The following is a 16,420-nucleotide window of genomic DNA, read 5'->3' as shown; positions in this document are numbered from 1 at the left end:
AGCAAACTGTCAGGAGCGTCACGGCATGGTGAGTTTGATGCGCGCGCTGGTGAGCATTGTTGCAGGGGTCTTGGTGCTGGTCGCGCTGGCCACCTGGGGCGGGGCGCTGCACCCGGCAGGAGACTCCCTGGCTGTTGCGCGCCTGCCGCTTGTGGCGCTGGCGGGTTTGGCGGTGATCTGGACGGGTTGGCCACGCTGGCTGCGCTGGGGGCTTGCCGGCGCGGCACTGGTGGTGTTGGGGCAGGCGGTTGTCATGAAGTTGGCCGCGCCGTCACCGGGTGGATTTGCCGTCTACCAGAAGAACCTTCTGTACCGGAACGCGCAGATCCCCGAACTGGCGGCGGACATGCTGGCCCAGGCGCCGGACGTCATCACCCTGCAGGAACTGACCAGCCGCAACGGCGATATCCTTGATCGACTGGCACCGGTCTATCCACATCGCGCCACCTGTCCCTTCTACAGCTGGAGCCGCAATGCCGTGCTCTCGCGCCACCCGGTGCTGCCCGGCGGGACGCTTTGCCTGCCGGGGCAGGGAGTGGCGGGCCTGCACCTGGACACGCCACAGGGGCCGGTCTGGGTTCTGTCGGTGCACCTGCGCTGGCCCTGGCCGCATCCCCAGGCGTCCCAGGCAGAGGCGCTGGAAGAGGTGCTGGCCGGGCTGGAGGGGCCAGTGGTCCTGTCCGGCGATTTCAACATGATGCCCTGGGGGCATTCGGTGCGGCGGCTGACACGGGCCGCGGGCGTCCGGCGTGCCGGGCCATTGCAACCGACCTACTGGCTGGCGCCGCATGGCTGGCCCGCCGGGCAGGCGCTGCCGATCCCGCTGCCGCTGGACCAGGTCTGGGCGCCCGGCGGCGGACAGGTTGAGACGCGACCGCTCTGGGGATCGGATCATGCCGGGGTTCTGGCACGGGTGCATCTGGATGCAGATTGACGGTATCGGGCGTTTCGTGCCGCGTGTCGCGCGGGACGGGGAAGAATGGGACCGATTGAGGGCCTTCTGCGCGCGGTGGGGGCTGGCGGCCTTTTCGCGCGACCCATTCATCGGCGGTGATGTCACCGGCTCTGCCTTTGTGCTGTCGCCGGACGGGCGCTCTGTCCTGCTGACCCATCACGCCAAGCTGGACCGCTGGTTGCAGTTGGGGGGCCATTGCGACGGCATCGCGGATGCGCGCTTCGTGGCCATGAAAGAGGCCTACGAGGAAAGCGGGCTGGCGCGGGTCGCGCTGCTGTCGCCGGACGTCTTCGACGTCGATATCCACGAGATCCCGCCGCGCGGGACCGAACCGGCGCACCTGCACTACGACGTCCGGTTCCTGATGCGGGCCGAAGCGGGCGAACTCAGCGCCTCGGCAGAGTCGAAGGCGCTCGCCTGGGTGCCGTTGGACAGATTGCGGGACTTCACGCAGGCAGAGTCGGTCCTGCGCATGGCGCGCCGGATAAAGGCCGGGGCGTGACGCCCTAGGTGCCCATCAGCATCGGGTCGAAAGGATAGGAAATCAGGTTCTCGTAGCCGTCCTCGGTGATCAGCACCTGTTCCTCCAGCTTGATCGAGAAATCGCCGCCGTCCGGCGAAACCAGCACCTCGACACAAAGCGTCATACCCGGCTCCAGCTCGTAGTCGAAGGCGCCGTCCACCATCTGGTCCGGGTAGGCCACCAGGGGCCATTCATCGCAAAGCCCCACACCATGCATGAGGCAGCCGTATTTCAACCGCTGGTACTCGGGCCTCAGGACGTGGGTGTTGCGGGACAGGTCCTGGATGTTCACGCCGGGGCGCAGCATCTCCATGTTGGTCATGACGTGTTCATGCCCGTGGCGCATGGCGTCGATCATGTCGGGCCGGGGCGCCCGGTCACCCACCCACCAGGTGCGCGAGATGTCGACGCAGATGCCGTAGCTGCCGACAAGATCCGTATCGAAGGCGACGATTTCATTGTTCTGCACGATCCTCGGGCCACATTCCTGGAACCAGGGATTGGTGCGGGGGCCGGACGTCAGCAGGCGCGTCTCGATCCATTCTCCGCCGCGGCGGATGTTCTCGGCGTGCAGGACGGCCCAGATGTCGTTCTCGGACACGTCGCCACGCGGTACGTTCAGACGGGTAAACCGCTCCATCTCGTGCATCGCGGCCTCGCAGGCGTTGACGGCGCAGCGCATGGCCTTGATCTCGTCCGGGCCTTTCACGGACCGGGCCTTTTCGGTGACTTCTTCGCCGGGGAAGACGGTCAGGCCCTGCGCCTCGAGCGCGCGCAGCCCGTGGATCATCGGTTTGTCCACCGCCAGCCGTGTGTTACCGGGCGCGTGCTGCGCCAGCAGGTCGGCGACCTCGGCGGCAAAGCGGTCGGCGGCCACGTCGACGCGATCCCCCCGGTCGAAATAGAACAGGTCCGCGCCCGAGCGCGCCTCGCGCACCAGCGGGTTGAACGAGGACAGGAAAGGTGCGTTCTTGTAGTCCCAGATCACCATGTACCCATCGGCGCAGACCAGCACCGCCCGGAACGGGTTGTGGGTGTTCCAAAGCTGCATGTTTGTGCTGTCGGTCGCGTAGCGGATGTTGAGCGGGTCGAAGACCAGCAGCCCGGCAAGATCACGCGCCACGACATGATCGGTCAGCCGCTGCCAGCGATAGCGCCGCATCTCCTGCAGGTCGGGCAGTTCCAGCCCCGCCACAGCCCATTCTGCCAGTGCAAGGCGCGTGGGGCCGATCTCGATCCGGTCCATGTCGTTGGGGGTGTTGTCGCCGGTCAGGGCGCCGCGTGTCGGGTCGATTTTGCGGGTATCGCGGAAATGGGTGTTCATGGCGTCTTCCGAAGGCTGGTTGCATCAGCCTGCCGGGGCGCCCCGGGGCTGGCGCGCGAAATTGCGACCGTACAGCGGGTCGTTTTTCGACCGCTTTCGTTCAGGTGACGTGGGGTCGCGCGGCTGGCGGAGGCCGCGTCGCGGGCCTAGCCTGCGCGCATGATCCTGCAAGACCGAATCCCGTATGATGTCACAGCGCCGCGCCCCTTGCCGGGGATCGCGCCTCTGGACCCGTCGGAATGGTTGATCGTGGACGAGGCCTATGCCGGGCAGATGGCAGAGCGCCGCCGCCTGCTAGCCGACCGCCGCAACGAGGTGCTGGCCTTGTCGTCCGGGGCCGTCCCGGCGGCGGAAGAGTTGCTGGAAACGGTGCTTGCGGCGTTGCCTGACGGGTTTTCGCGGGCCGAAGACAGTGTTCTTTGCCCCGATGGCGCGGGTGTCGCGCTGGACAGGACCGATCCGCTGGGGACGCTGGGGCGGATCGTGCAGGAAGACCTGTGCCTGATGGAAAAGCATGGCGATCAGCATGTGCTGACCGGGGCCGTGCTGTGTTTCCCGGCCAGCTGGCGCCTGGACGAGAAATTCATGCGTCCGATGACGGATATCCACGCGCCGGTCGACAGTTTCGACGACAACATCGCGCGCCGGGTGCAAAGACTGTTCGATGGGGTGCAGGCGGGGCGTCCGCTGTGGCGGTTCAATGCCCTGCGATACGCCGAGTCAGAACTGTTTCATCCACGCTCGATGCACAACCCGCGCGCGCCGGTCGATCCCGCCGCCGCACCCTTCTGGAGGTCAGAGCGGCAGTGCATCCTGCGCCTGCCACGGACCCGCGCGGTGGTCTTTTCTATACACACCTACCTTGTGCGCAGCGAAGCGGTCACTGCAGCAACTGCCTGAGGAAATAGTCCATCTGACCGGTCGTGCTGAGCACGGCGATCAGGCTGGTCACGGCCATCATCTGGCTGGCGCGCCGCAGGCCGAACCTGGACGGGCGCCGTTGCATCGCGGATTGCGCCACCACGGCGGGCAGGTTGGGGATTTCGGCCGGTTTCGAGCGTTTGGGGTAGAGCGTGCCGCAGATGCCCTGCGCGGCGGCGGCGCTTTCGAACAGTGCGTCCTCGATTTCCGTGTCGACCCGGCCGATGCGGCGCGGCGAGACGAAGTTGCGCAGCCGGATGAAATCGTCCCGGTCGATCAGTGTATCGGGGGCGAACCATTCCAGGATGTCCGCCGAGGAGTGATCCAGCGCGGCCCGCACCGTATCCGACAACAGGCGCGCAGCGTCGGTTTCGTCGGGCGGTGTCCCGTCGGCGGTCACCACCTCCAGCACCACCCGGGGGCCGTAGTCGCTAAGTTCTTCGGACAGCACCGAGATGCCCAGATGGTGGCCCATCACGCGGCCCGGTTGTCGCCGTGTCGGAGACTTGGCGTCCGGGCGTGGATCAAGACGGGCCAGCACCTTGGCGGCGCTTTCGAGATAGGGCTCGGGGTGCAGATCCCGCACGTCCGGCAGGATCATCCCCGCGTAGGGGTATTCGAAGGTCATTCTGCTCTCCTGTGGCGGCATTCTTGTCCGCACAGGGAAAGACTGACCCCGAAACATGTTAACAATCGGGCGATTCGGGGAAAATTACGCGGTTTTGCGCTCTTTGTTTCCGGATCGGGCTCAGCGGCCGATCCTCTCGGCCGCGGCCGCGATGGCCTGCTGATAGACGGTGGCGGCGTTCCATTCGTTCAGGACGCGGAAGTTATGCGTGCCAGGTCCGAAGGGCTGCCCCCGCTTCCATCCTTTCTGGCGCAGGAAATTGGCGGTCGAGGCCAGTGCATCGGCCTGGTTGTAGAAATCGACCCGACCGTCGCCATTGGCATCGACGCCATAGCGCATGGCGTTGCCGGGCAGGAACTGGGTATGGCCCAACTCTCCGTGGAAGGCGCCTTTCTGGCCGGGCGAGAGCATCCCGCGATCCACCATCTTGAGCGCGGCGATGGCGTGGGGCCGGAACAGTTGCGGGCGGCGGCAGTCATAGGCGACCGTCAGGATCGAATTGATCACTGGTTCGGTGCCCATCGTGCGGCCATAGCCGGTTTCCATGCCGTGAATGGCGACGATGATGCCTGCCGGAACGCCAAAGTGCTTTTCGAGGCTGTCGTAAAAGGCCTTGTTCTGGTTGATCCGATTGCGGGCACCGTTGGCGAAACTGTCGAGCGACCCAAGGCGGATCTGCACGAACCGTTCGAAGCTGTATTTCACGCCCTTCTGGTTGCGGTCCGCGCCGATCGTCTTGGTGGAATAGCGCGCGTTCATCAGGGCGTTGATGCCCCGGTCGCCGACCCCGGCGCGGCGCGCCTCGGCGGCGAATTCACTTTTCCAGGCGTCAAAGCCCGAGGCGGTGTTCCCGCAGCCTGCGGCAAAGGCGGGGACAGCGGTCAGAATGGCAAAGGCAAGGGCAGGGGCGAGGCGGCGCATGGCAGGGCTCCGGTTCGGACAGGTTTCCTGGAAGGTTAGCCGCGACTGGAGGAGGCGCCAAGAGGGTAGAGCGCGGGGTGGCGGGCTGCCGCCACGCGCAGGGGGGGGCGGACATGAAAACGGGCGCCGCAGGGGCGCCCGTTCCGCTGTGGATCGCGTGGCGATCAGCAGCTGTAGTACATGCCGAACTCGACCGGGTGCGGCGTGTGTTCGAACAGTTCGATCTCTTCCATCTTCAGTTCGATGTAGCCGTCGATCTGGTCCTTGGTGAAGACGTCGCCGGCGAGCAGGAACTCGTGGTCGGCCTTCAGGCAGTCGATGGCTTCACGCAGCGAGCCGCAGACGGTGGGGATGCCTTCCAGCTCTTCGGCCGGCAGGTCGTAGAGGTTCTTGTCCATCGCCTCGCCGGGATCGATCTTGTTGGTGATGCCGTCCAGGCCGGCCATCAGCAGCGCTGCGAAGCACAGGTAGGGGTTCGCCGACGGATCGGGGAAACGGGCTTCGACGCGCTTGGCCTTGGGGCTTTCGGTCCACGGAATACGGACGCAGCCGGACCGGTTGCGGGCCGAGTAGGCGCGCAGAACCGGGGCTTCGAAGCCGGGGATCAGGCGCTTGTACGAGTTGGTCGACGGGTTGGTGAAGGCGTTCAGCGTCTTGGCGTGCTTGAGGATGCCGCCGATGAAGTACAGTGCCTCCTGGCTGAGGTCGGCGTACTTGTCACCCGCGAACAGCGGCTTGCCGTCCTTCCAGATCGACATGTTGCAGTGCATGCCGGTGCCGTTGTCGCCGTAGATCGGCTTGGGCATGAAGGTGGCCGACTTGCCATAGGCATGTGCCACGTTGTGGATGATGTACTTGTACTTCTGCAGCTCGTCCGCCTGCTTGGTCAGCGAGCCAAAGATCAGGCCCAGCTCGTGCTGGCAGGACGCCACCTCGTGGTGGTGCTTGTCGACCTTCATGCCGATGCGCTTCATGGTCGAGAGCATTTCCGAGCGCAGGTCCTGCGCGTCGTCGGTCGGGTTGACCGGGAAATAGCCGCCCTTGACGCCCGGACGATGACCCATGTTGCCGGTCTCGTACTCGGTGTCGGTGTTCCACGATGCGTCGACCGCGTCGACCTCGTAGGAAACCTTGTTGATCTTGTTCGAGAAGCGGACGTCGTCGAACAGGAAGAACTCGGCTTCCGGGCCCCAGTACGAGATGTCGCCGATGCCGGAGGACTTCAGGTAGGCTTCTGCCTTTTCGGCGGTGCCGCGCGGGTCACGCTCGTAGGGTTCGCCGGTGTCGGGTTCGACGACCGAGCAATGCAGGCAGAGCGTCTTTTCAGCGTAGAACGGGTCGATATAGGCGCTTTCCAGGTCGGGCATGAGTTTCATGTCCGAGGCTTCGATCGACTTCCAGCCGGCGATCGAGGAGCCGTCAAACATGAAGCCCTCTTCGAGGAAGTCCTCGTCCACCTCATCCGCGATCACGGTCACGTGCTGCAGCTTGCCGCGCGGATCTGTGAACCGGATGTCGACGTAGGCGACGTCCTCTTCCTTCATCATGTCGAGAACAGCGTTGCTCATAACTGTTGAGTCCCTTTCTGTCATACTTTGGGGATGCCTGCGGCCCAGCAGTGCCGCGGTCAATTTCTGGAATTACAGCGCGTCCGAGCCGGTTTCGCCGGTGCGGATACGGATGGCCTGTTCGACGTGGCTGACAAAGATCTTGCCGTCGCCGATCTTGTCGGTCTTGGCGGCCTCGACGATGGCCTCGATGGCGGCATCGACCTGGTCGTCGTCAAGAACGATCTCGATTTTCACCTTGGGCAGGAAGTCGACGACGTACTCGGCGCCACGGTAGAGCTCGGTATGGCCCTTCTGGCGGCCAAAGCCCTTCACCTCGACGACGGACAGACCCTGGATGCCCGCTTCTTGCAGCGCCTCCTTCACCTCATCAAGCTTGAATGGCTTGATGATCGCTTCGATCTTTTTCATGAGACCTCGCTCTCCCTTGCGCTCTTCGTGGACTTGGCAGATCACTTCTGGATGATCGCCACAATCCGATAGGCCCCGCGAGGGCCGGAAGCGAAGAGCGATTTTTTGGGCGAGGTCAAATTTTGTGCGAGTTGCGCAAAAATAGTGCAGAATTGAATCGCGAGGCAAAATGGCAGAGCTACTGACCGCGGCGCAGATGCGCCAGATCGAGCAGGCGGCCATCGACAGCGGCGCCGTGACGGGCCTTGAGTTGATGGAGCGGGCGGGTACCGGCGTGGTCGAGGCGGTGTTCGAGGAATGGCCGGAACTGGGGCAGGGCGCGCATCGGGCGGTCGTTCTCTGCGGGCCGGGAAACAATGGCGGGGACGGGTTTGTCGTGGCGCGATTGTTGCAGGAGCGCGGGTGGGACGTAGGGGTGTTCCTTTACGGCGATGCCGAAAAGCTGCCACCGGATGCGAAAGTGAATTATGAGCTGTGGCGGAAGATGGGCGCCGTCTCGTCTTGGGAAGACTTGAACGCTGAGCAAACCACCGCGGACCTGTTCATCGACGCGGTCTTTGGGACCGGCCTTACACGGCCCTTGCCCGAAGAGGTCGGGCGCGAACTGATCATGACCGCAACGCACGACAAGACGACAACAAAGGTTGTGGCCGTGGACATGCCATCGGGACTTTGCGCGGACAGCGGCAAAATGCTTGGCGGCGGCGGGGATTTCAGCGACCTCGTGGTATCGTTCCACTCGGCAAAGGTTGGGCACTATCTGGATCGTTCGTATCAGCGCTGCAATTCGTTGGTCGTCAAGGATATCGGCTTGGACCACGTGTTTGATGAAAGCCAGGTGCATTTGGTGGACCAAGCCCGCCTTTCGGACGACTCGTTCCCAGGGATTTCGAAACGGAAGTTCGACCACAAGTACACCCACGGCCACGCGCTGATCCTGTCCGGCGGTTTCGGCAAAACCGGCGCAGCGCGTCTGGCGGCGCGCGGCGCCCTCAGGATCGGGGCCGGGCTGGTGACTATGGGTGTGCCGGGTGCGGCGCAGATGGAGGTGGCAAGCCGGATCACCGCACTGATGCTGACCCGGGTCGAGGATGCCGGTAACCTGGCCGAGGTTCTGGAGGACAGGCGCCTCAACGCGCTATGTCTAGGGCCCGGCATGGGGGTTGAGCGGGCACGCGATCTGGTGCCTGTGGCGTTGGCTGCAAGGCACGGGCCTCGCGTGGTGCTCGATGCCGATGCCTTGACCGCCTATGCGGATTGTCCCGAGACGCTTTTTGCGATGCTGCACGCGAATTGCGTTCTGACACCGCATGGCGGGGAGTTCGCGCGGCTCTTCCCCGACATCGCGGAAAGGTTGAACAAGGAACCAACACGCGGCCCGGCCTATTCCAAGGTGGACGCAACGCGGGACGCTGCCGCCCGCGCGGGCTGCGTCGTGTTGTCCAAGGGGCCCGACACGGTGATCGCCCACCCAAGCGGGGCTTGTTCGATCAACGCGGCAGTCTACGACAGGGAGGCGCCCTGGCTGGCCACTGCCGGGTCGGGCGACGTATTGGCGGGTTTCATCACGGGGTTGCTGGCCCGTGGCTTTGCACCGAAGCAGGCCGCAGAAACCGGCGCCTGGCTGCATGTCGAGGCGGCGCGCAGTTTCGGCCCCGGCCTGGTCGCCGAGGACCTGCCCGAGGAACTGCCCAAGGTGTTTCGCAGGTTGGGGCTGTGACGCCTGTCAGACGGTGACGTCGCTTGTGGCAGAGGCCAGTTCCAACCCGTCCGCATAAAGGATGTGCGGCGCGTCGAAGGCCAGTGCGACCAGTTGCATGTCGATTGTGCCCGCGCTGCGGATGAACTTGCCGTCGATAAGACGTGACAGGGGCACCAGCGCCCGGTCCTTGCCGAACAGCGTCCTGGCCCGCCAGTCGCGCAACAGCACCTCTTGCGCGGCGGGCAGGACCAGCGTCAGGTCGGGCCGCATGTGCCCGAGGCTGCCAGGTGCCACGAAAACCGCTGGCAGGCGTCGGCGCAGGGGCCGCAGGGCTGCAAGCCGCGCCGTCCCGCTGTCGCGCGTGATGATCCTGTCCCCAGAGGAGAGGTATTCCACTGGCAGCGCGCCATCGAGCGTCAGCACGAGAGTGCCGAGAGGGAGCGCATTGCAGGGGGCATTGGTGGATGCTTGGCACACGGACTCCATACCGTTGCCACGCCGGACCATGTCATGGGCCATCGTCTCTTGTTCCTGTATGTTACTGCCGGTCTTCTCTTGTTTTGCGGCAGGATAGGCCAAGATCCGGTTTATGTCGCCTGCAATTGCATAGGCTTTTCCAGGAATTTTCTGCTCGCCTCGGTCACGGCGCTTTGCTATTCAGCGCGACGTTGCGGGTGTGGCGAAATTGGTAGACGCACCAGATTTAGGTTCTGGCGCCGCAAGGCGTGGGGGTTCAAGTCCCTCCACCCGCACCAGATCAAGCCGAGGCAAGGGCCAAGACCCCAATTAGGTCAAGGCGTTGTTCCCCTCTTTTGCAATAGCTTGCGGCGCGGGCTGTCGCGAAGGGTTGCGGGCAAGTGGTCACGCCCGCTGGGCGCTGGATGTCTCTTCCCGGTGTCGCGCTTCAGGCCATGATGGTTTCAAGCGACCAAGGTCCTGTTTCCGGATTCATTGACCCGCTTGTCCAGGCGTGTGGCACGCTTGGTCTGCAGGGGGCCTTTCGGCAGCCCGTCAGGATGGGGCCGGTTTCCTGGCGCTGATCGCATAGCGGTGTTCCGACCGGCGAAGCAGGGCCTTTTGCCAGCCGAACTGCCTTGCCTGCGCGCGGTGGACCGGCCCGAGGTTCGTGTCGACCCGCAGATCTGTGAATCCCGCCGCTTCAAGCATGTCCGCCACCTGATCTGCGCGGGCGCCGCCGGAGAAATGGACCTGGCTCAGGATCCTCTGGTGCCGTGTGCGCTGGCCGTTGACCGGCGCGCGGCGAAGCCCGCCCAGCAGGCGCGCAGCCCAGGACTTGGTGACAAAGTCACCGTCCACCACCAGAAGTCGCCCGCCGGGAGCAAGGATGCGCAGCCATTCGGCGAAGGCCGCCGCCGGATCGACCAGCGTCCAGACCAGGTGCCGTGTCACGATCACATCGGTGCTGGCCTCGGGCTGCATTGTCCGTTCCGCATCGGCCTGCAGAAAGGTGACTTCGGGCAGTTTGCTGCGGGCCCGCTCCAGCATCGGTTCCGACCAGTCCAGCCCGGTGACCACAAATCCCATCCCCTGGCAGAGCCGCGCGATCTCTCCGGTGCCGGAGGCCAGGTCGAGCAGGCGGCGCCCTTCTGGCGGGCCGAGGTGGCGGCGGAACAGCGCCGCCCAGGCGGACATCTCGGCCCCGTCGGAAATCCTGTGCCCGGGATCGTCGTCGAAGGTGGCGGCGCGGTCGGACCAGTAGTCGCGGATCTCGTCGCGCAGGTTTCGGTTGCTGAGGGGGGCTGTCTGCATCTGCGGGCCTCTTGGTCGGTTGCGCGGGATGTCGCAGATGTTGACTGAATAAGTCAACTTAGTTGTTGACTGAAACAATCGGAATTAATAGCGGTGCACCATCCGATACCAAGAGGATTCCAAATGACCCTTCGCAGCCTACTCGGCGCCTCGGCGCTGAGCCTCATCGCAGCCAGCCTCGTGCAAGCCGACCCCATCACCCTCACCGACATCGCCGGTCGCGAGGTCACGGTCGACGGGCCGGTCGACCGCGTGATCCTGGGCGAAGGGCGGCAGATCTTCTTTGCCGCGGTGCTGGACCCTGAAAACCCGTTCGAGCGCGTGGTCGGATGGCGTGACGATTTCCGCCAGGCCTCGCCCGAAAGCTATGAGATCTACGCCGAGACATTCCCGGCGCTGACAGAGATCCCGGTTTTTGGAGGGTTCAAGGACGGCACTTTCGACATCGAACAGGCGGTCTCGTTGAACCCGGACGTGATGATCATGAACCTCGAGGCCAAGGCCGCGACAGACGAGGCCGGCTACGAGGACAAGCTGGCCAAGGTCGGCATCCCGATCGTCTATGTCGATTTCCGTGAAAAACCCTTCGAGAACACGGCGAAGTCTATGCAGATAATCGGCAAGCTCTATGGCGAAGATGCCAAGGCGGCCGAGTTCAACGATTTCTACCAGGCGCAGATCGCCCGCGTTACCGACGTGATCGAGGCGCAGACGGACCTGGACCGTCCGCTGGTCTTTGTCGAACGGGCCGGCGGTTATTCCGAAGATTGCTGCATGTCTTTCGGCGACGGCAACTTCGGTCGTTTCGTGGCGCTTGCGGGTGGCACGAACTTGGGCAGCGAGTTCATTCCCGGCACCTTCGGCACGGTGAACGCCGAACAGGTCATCGCCTCGGACCCCGATCAGATCGTGGTCACGGGCGGCAACTGGGAGGCCTATGTGCCCGGCGGCGACTGGGTCGGCATGGGGCCGGGGTCCGACGTGGATGAGGCCGGGCGCAAACTGGCCGCGCTGATGGAGCGCCCCGCCTTCACCGGCGTGAAGGCGGTCGAGACCGGGCAGGTGCACGGCATCTGGCACCAGTTCTACAATTCGCCCTACAGCTTTGTCGCGGTTCAACGCCTGGCGACCTGGCTGCACCCCGAGTTGTTCCCCGACATGAACCCCGAGGCGACCTTGCAGGAACTGCACGAGCGCTTTCTGCCGGTGGATTACCGTCCGGGCTACTGGGTGTCGCTGCAAGCTGCCGAAACCCACTGATCCGATGAACGTGCAGGGTGGCCCGGGTTGGGCCACCCTTTCCTGACGGAGCGCCCATGACCACAGTCACGACAGAGATGTCCACGCATGCCGGTGCCTATCGCGGATTGGTTGCCCGGCGTATCGCGATCCTGGCCGGACTCTCCGCGCTCCTTGTCGTGTCCGTTGCGGTGGATGTGTCACTGGGACCCGCGCGGTACGCGGTCTGGGATGTACTGAAGACGATCCTTGCCCCCGGCGCGGCGGAGCTGCAGATGCTGGTGGTTGTCTGGGACATCCGGATGCCGATGGCCATTCTTGCCGTGACCGTGGGCGCGAGCCTGTCACTGGCGGGCGCCCAGATGCAGACAATCCTTGCCAACCCTTTGGCCAGTCCCTTTACCCTTGGACTCTCCGCGGCCGCCAGTTTCGGCGCGGCGCTGGCTATGGTTCTGGGGGTGGCGCTTTTCCCGGCGGCGCTGTCGCTGATGGTGCCGATCAATGCCTTTGTCATGGCGATGGCGGCCTCGCTGCTGATTTTCGGCCTCAGCACCCTGCGTGGCGTGACCGTGGAGACCATCGTTCTCCTCGGTATCGCCCTGGTGTTCTCCTTCAACGCGGCGCTGGCGTTGCTGCAGTATTTCGCCTCGGAACAGGCGCTTTCGGCGGTGGTTTTCTGGACAATGGGCAGCCTGACCAAGGCGACCTGGGGCAAGGTCGCGGTCACCGCCGTCATCCTGGCAATCTGCACGCCGCTCTTTGCCCGCCGCGCCTGGGCGCTGACCGCGATCCGCCTGGGCGAGACCCGCGCGGCGGCAATGGGCGTGCCGGTCAAGCGTCTGCGGCTGGAGGCGCTGGTGCTGGTCTCGCTGTTGGCGGCGGTGCCGGTCAGTTTCGTCGGAACAATCGGGTTTATCGGCATCGTCGGCCCGCATGTGGCGCGCCTGTTGCTGGGAGAGGACCAGCGGTTCTTCCTGCCCGGAGCGATGCTGTCTGGGGCGGTGATCCTCTCGGCGACCTCGGTCCTGTCCAAGGCGATCCTGCCGGGCGCGGTCCTGCCCATCGGGATCATCACTGCGCTGGTCGGCGTGCCGTTCTTTGCGGCCCTCATTCTGACGAAAGGACGCAAGTCATGGTGAGCCTGACGCTTGAGCGTGTCGGTGCCGGTTACGGGCGCCGGAAGATCCTGACCGAGGCGAGCACGCCGCCGATCGCGGGTGGCATGTTGACCGCGCTGGTGGGCGCGAATGCCGCCGGCAAGTCGACACTCTTCCGCCGGATCGCGGGGCAGTTGCGCGGGGCAGGGGCCGTGCGGCTGAACGGCGCCGCGCAGGCGGACCTGCGGTACATGCCGCAGGACACGGGCATGAACGCGGCGCTGACGGTCTACGAATCCATCATTCTCGCGCTCAAGCAGGGGGAGGGGGGATGGCGCCTGTCGTCGGGTGAACTGGCAGCCGTGGACGAGGTTCTGGGCCGGTTCGGCATCGCGCATCTCGCGGATCGCCAACTGCCGGAATTGTCCGGCGGCCAGCGTCAGGCGGTATCCGTTGCGCAGACGCTGGTGGCGCGCCCCCGCGTGGTGCTGATGGACGAGCCGACCTCGGCGCTTGACCTCTATCGCCAGTTCGAAGTGCTGGAGGCGCTGCGCGCATATGCCGAGGAAACCGGCGCGGTGATGATCCTTGCATTGCATGATCTCAATCAGGTGATGCGCTGCTGCACGACGACGATTGCCCTCGCCGAGGGACGGCTGCTGGCCTGTGGCGATACGCTGGAGGTTCTGACACCGGAGCTGATCCGCCGTCTCTATGGCATCGACAGCCGGGTCGAACGCTGCTCGCGCGGGTGCCCGATGATGATCGTGGATGGGCCGGCTGCGGCCTGGGAAAGAGGGCAGGCCAGGCCTGCGTGAACAGGGCGCACTGGTGATTGTCCTGCGCTCGAGTTTGTTCAACCGGGAACGATTGACTGCCGGTCCTTGTCCTCGGTTGTGACGGAGTGCAATAGCGGCAGCGGTGCGAACTGAGTCATCGCAGACTTTTCTTAACTTTTGAAACACGTTAGCCCTGTGTCCGCTGCGAACAGTAACGGCACAGGATCAATGTCATGAGTAACGGGCGTGTATCGCCGATCGAACTGTATCTCGGGAACGGCCGGGCACATAACGTCGTCCAGCGGCAGGCCGGAACCGTCGAGATGACCTGGCAAAGACACCCCGGCACGGACGGCAGTGGTGTCAGTTGGAGCCTGTCGCGATTCCGGACTTCCGGACCGGACAGCGTCGAGGTTGCGAGTTCGCGCAACTCGGGTTTCGTGTTCACCCAGGTCGTGCTCAAGGGCGGTTTCCAGGCAGAGCTTGCTTGTGGCCGGCGCTACCAGGACAGTGCGCCGGGCTTGATCCGGCCCAGTGTCTCCGGGGCGCTGTATCGCTTCGGAGCGGGCGACAACGCCATCTTCGGTGCGCTTGTCTCGCTTGAGACGGTCAAGGATTGGTTCGGGGGCCCGGTTCCCAAGGGCATCCGCCCCTTGCTCGAGGGCGGAAGCAACACCTACCACCGCGCAAGGGCGTTGCCGGTACACCTGCGACAGGCATTGATGACTGCCCTGTCGAACAACTCGCCGCTGGGGCGCCGCATGGTGAGCGCCGCGGCCCAGCAGATCCTGGGATTTCACCTGCAAAGCCTGTGCGAGGATGGCGTGCCGAATGTGACGCCCCTGGCTGGCAGCCTTGCCCGCGACGCACATGCGCTCTTGCAGGAGTGTCCAGAGGATCCGCCCTCGCTTGCCGAAATCGCCAACCAGTTCGGGGTCTCGCCCCGCCGCCTGGATCGGGCGTACCGTGTCGAGTTCGGGATCAGCTTCAACCGGTCTCTGCAACAGGTTCGCTTGGCGGCGATCTGTACCGCGTTGCAAGAGGGCATGCCAATCAAGGTTGTGGCGCACAGGTTCGGCTATTCCAGTGTCAGCAATTTTTCTTCGGCCTTCCGCCGCTGGACCGGGCTGCCGCCGCGCCAGTGGTTGGAACGACAGGCAGCCTCCCGCACCTGACCCTGTCGAATGCAGGGGCGCTGTGGTCGTTCGCAAACAAACTCTACCGGAAATCAACAAAGACGCGGCTGGGGGGCCGTTTCGCTCCCCCGTAGGGTCCCGCGTGCGGAGCTTCTCCGCGCCGGGCGTGGCCACCGGATCAGCCCCCCGTTGTCGGGAGGCCGCGCCCGGCTGATCCAAACCCCTGCAGTGGAGAAAATGATTCTATGCCCACATCTTTTACGTTCGGAAGTTCCGTCGGCTCGGACGGGTTAGCCGCTACTTGGCAAGACGACGAAGGAACGATCACCGCTGTCCTGGATGATGGCAGCATCCTGCCCGGTGACGAGGTCGCCATCACAGGGTTCGACGTCAACACCATGTCCTTTGGCGGGGTATCGGGGGGAACCGGTTTCTACCTCGGGAGCGGGATGTTCAACGGAACCAAGGGATATGTCTTCGGCAGTGCCGATACCGTGGCCGGCAACACGGCTTTCTTCGTGGTCTTCGATGCCCCCGATGGCGCCCAGTTCGGCACAGCCATCGGGGTCAATGTATACGCGGATGATCCGTCGTCCCAGGTTCTGAGCAGCGATGCGGCCTGTTTTGCCTCCGGCACGCTGATTGCCACGCCGGACGGCGAGCGCGCGGTCGAGGCGCTGAAGATCGGTGATCTTGTCATGACGGCGGACGGTCGGACTGTTCCGGTCCGGTGGATGGGTCGCCAGACCGTGCACAAGGCCTTTGCCTCGGCGCGCGTGCAGCCTGTCCGGATCACCGCCGGGGCATTCGGCGACAGGGCGCCCTACCGTGATCTGGTGCTGACCTCCGACCATGCGGTCATCCTCGACGGTGTGGCGATCAATGCCGGGGCACTGGTGAACGGGACGAGCATTCAGACCGTGCCGATGGAACAGCAACCGGACCTCGTTACCTATCACCATGTGGAAACGGATTCGCATGACATCATCCTGGCAAACGGGCTGCCGGCGGAAACCTACGTGGATTTTGTCCGTCGCCAGGCCTTCGACAACTATCAGGACTACCTGTCCTTGTACGGCGAAGAGCGGAGCATCGCGGCGATGCCGGTGCCAAGGGCATCTTCGGCGCGATTGATTCCCGCGGCGGTGCGCATGCATTTGGGCCTGGGCGCCTAGCCGGGAAGGGGGGCTGACTGTCGGGGCGCGGCGGTGCGTGTAGCGTGCGTGCCTTATGCGCCCGCGGCCTGAGGCGGCCTTGCGCATAGAACGGGGCATTGAATCACCGGGGGCGTGATTCAATGCCGGGGCAGGGGGCATCTAGGCATCTGCCTGTCTTCGCTGAACTGGAAAATGCGCAGGGCGGTTCTAAAATTCACCTTTAAAACAATGTCTTGAAAGGTGTTTTGTGTTTTTTGGCGATTTCTCCAAAAAACTGCTTGCGGGTTTT

General features: G+C 64.4%; 16 protein-coding genes and 1 tRNA gene. 10 read left to right on the top strand and 7 right to left on the bottom strand.

All coding sequences use genetic code 11. The annotated features are described in order from the left end of the window. The first annotated feature begins 25 nt into the window (after positions 1 to 25). Both PVW46_RS03000 and PVW46_RS02995 read left to right on the top strand, forming a co-directional pair. Entirely contained in the window at positions 26 to 934 is a 909-nt protein-coding gene (locus PVW46_RS03000) for an endonuclease/exonuclease/phosphatase family protein (protein WP_069209602.1), read from the top strand. After that, positions 924 to 1,457 (top strand): NUDIX hydrolase, encoded by a 534-nt coding sequence (locus PVW46_RS02995; RefSeq protein WP_069209603.1) that lies wholly within the window; start codon positions 924 to 926, stop codon positions 1,455 to 1,457. The genes PVW46_RS03000 and PVW46_RS02995 overlap by 11 nt, the downstream gene beginning before the upstream one ends. Before the next feature lie 4 nt (positions 1,458 to 1,461). Here the strand turns inward: PVW46_RS02995 and dddP are convergent, their stop codons facing one another. Next, positions 1,462 to 2,802, bottom strand: a complete 1,341-nt coding sequence (dddP, locus tag PVW46_RS02990; protein WP_069209604.1) for a dimethylsulfonioproprionate lyase DddP — start codon at positions 2,800 to 2,802, stop codon at positions 1,462 to 1,464. A 159-nt stretch (positions 2,803 to 2,961) separates the two neighbouring features. Between dddP and PVW46_RS02985 the strand changes: the two genes are divergently transcribed. Then, positions 2,962 to 3,702 (top strand): heme-dependent oxidative N-demethylase family protein, encoded by a 741-nt coding sequence (locus PVW46_RS02985; RefSeq protein ID WP_069209605.1) that lies wholly within the window; start codon positions 2,962 to 2,964, stop codon positions 3,700 to 3,702. On the opposite strand, the gene PVW46_RS02980 is transcribed toward PVW46_RS02985, so the two are convergent. The 4 genes from PVW46_RS02980 to PVW46_RS02965 form a co-directional block, all read right to left on the bottom strand. Continuing rightward, positions 3,683 to 4,351: a hypothetical protein gene (locus PVW46_RS02980; protein WP_043146793.1), complete on the bottom strand. Its 669-nt coding sequence runs from the start codon at positions 4,349 to 4,351 to the stop codon at positions 3,683 to 3,685. The two genes, PVW46_RS02985 and PVW46_RS02980, sit on opposite strands and share 20 nt — an antisense overlap. Before the next feature lie 120 nt (positions 4,352 to 4,471). Further along, positions 4,472 to 5,272: a lytic murein transglycosylase gene (locus tag PVW46_RS02975; RefSeq protein WP_069209606.1), complete on the bottom strand. Its 801-nt coding sequence runs from the start codon at positions 5,270 to 5,272 to the stop codon at positions 4,472 to 4,474. Positions 5,273 to 5,436: 164 nt separating this feature from the next. Continuing rightward, complete coding sequence (gene glnA, locus PVW46_RS02970; protein ID WP_043146791.1) at positions 5,437 to 6,840, bottom strand: type I glutamate--ammonia ligase; 1,404 nt, start codon at positions 6,838 to 6,840, stop codon at positions 5,437 to 5,439. A 72-nt stretch (positions 6,841 to 6,912) separates the two neighbouring features. Continuing rightward, positions 6,913 to 7,251 carry a P-II family nitrogen regulator gene (locus tag PVW46_RS02965; RefSeq protein ID WP_043146790.1) on the bottom strand — a complete coding sequence of 113 codons (339 nt, stop codon included), beginning with the start codon at positions 7,249 to 7,251 and terminating at the stop codon, positions 6,913 to 6,915. A gap of 169 nt (positions 7,252 to 7,420) precedes the next feature. Between PVW46_RS02965 and PVW46_RS02960 the strand changes: the two genes are divergently transcribed. Then, entirely contained in the window at positions 7,421 to 8,971 is a 1,551-nt protein-coding gene (locus PVW46_RS02960) for a bifunctional ADP-dependent NAD(P)H-hydrate dehydratase/NAD(P)H-hydrate epimerase (RefSeq protein WP_069209607.1), read from the top strand. A gap of 6 nt (positions 8,972 to 8,977) precedes the next feature. Here the strand turns inward: PVW46_RS02960 and PVW46_RS02955 are convergent, their stop codons facing one another. Further along, positions 8,978 to 9,376, bottom strand: coding sequence for a Hint domain-containing protein (locus PVW46_RS02955; protein ID WP_043146837.1), 399 nt, complete (start codon positions 9,374 to 9,376; stop codon positions 8,978 to 8,980). A gap of 247 nt (positions 9,377 to 9,623) precedes the next feature. On the opposite strand from PVW46_RS02955, the gene PVW46_RS02950 reads away from it, so the two are divergent. Further along, positions 9,624 to 9,708, top strand: a tRNA-Leu gene (locus PVW46_RS02950). Positions 9,709 to 9,964: 256 nt separating this feature from the next. Here the strand turns inward: PVW46_RS02950 and PVW46_RS02945 are convergent. Continuing rightward, on the bottom strand, positions 9,965 to 10,723 hold the full coding sequence (locus PVW46_RS02945) for a class I SAM-dependent methyltransferase (RefSeq protein ID WP_043146786.1): 759 nt from the start codon (positions 10,721 to 10,723) through the stop codon (positions 9,965 to 9,967). A 123-nt stretch (positions 10,724 to 10,846) separates the two neighbouring features. Here PVW46_RS02945 and PVW46_RS02940 point away from each other — a divergent pair, with 123 nt between their 5' ends. The 5 genes from PVW46_RS02940 to PVW46_RS02920 all read left to right on the top strand — a co-directional run bounded on the left by PVW46_RS02940 (position 10,847) and on the right by PVW46_RS02920 (position 16,149). Further along, complete coding sequence (locus PVW46_RS02940) at positions 10,847 to 11,983, top strand: ABC transporter substrate-binding protein (RefSeq protein ID WP_069209608.1); 1,137 nt, start codon at positions 10,847 to 10,849, stop codon at positions 11,981 to 11,983. 56 nt (positions 11,984 to 12,039) lie between these two features. Continuing rightward, the gene (locus PVW46_RS02935) at positions 12,040 to 13,101 is read left to right on the top strand and encodes a FecCD family ABC transporter permease (protein WP_069209609.1); all 1,062 of its coding nucleotides are present in this window, start codon (positions 12,040 to 12,042) and stop codon (positions 13,099 to 13,101) included. Further along, positions 13,095 to 13,877, top strand: a complete 783-nt coding sequence (locus PVW46_RS02930; RefSeq protein ID WP_274574543.1) for an ABC transporter ATP-binding protein — start codon at positions 13,095 to 13,097, stop codon at positions 13,875 to 13,877. Before PVW46_RS02935 ends, PVW46_RS02930 begins: the two co-directional genes overlap by 7 nt. A gap of 194 nt (positions 13,878 to 14,071) precedes the next feature. Further along, positions 14,072 to 15,013, top strand: coding sequence for a helix-turn-helix domain-containing protein (locus PVW46_RS02925; RefSeq protein ID WP_069209611.1), 942 nt, complete (start codon positions 14,072 to 14,074; stop codon positions 15,011 to 15,013). 206 nt (positions 15,014 to 15,219) lie between these two features. Next, positions 15,220 to 16,149 carry a Hint domain-containing protein gene (locus PVW46_RS02920; RefSeq protein WP_052244904.1) on the top strand — a complete coding sequence of 310 codons (930 nt, stop codon included), beginning with the start codon at positions 15,220 to 15,222 and terminating at the stop codon, positions 16,147 to 16,149. Positions 16,150 to 16,420: the final 271 nt, after the last annotated feature.

The organism is Mameliella sp. AT18, from assembly GCF_028807275.1.
GTDB lineage: Bacteria > Pseudomonadota > Alphaproteobacteria > Rhodobacterales > Rhodobacteraceae > Antarctobacter > Antarctobacter albus.
This window is presented reverse-complemented; position numbering and strand designations above follow the sequence as displayed.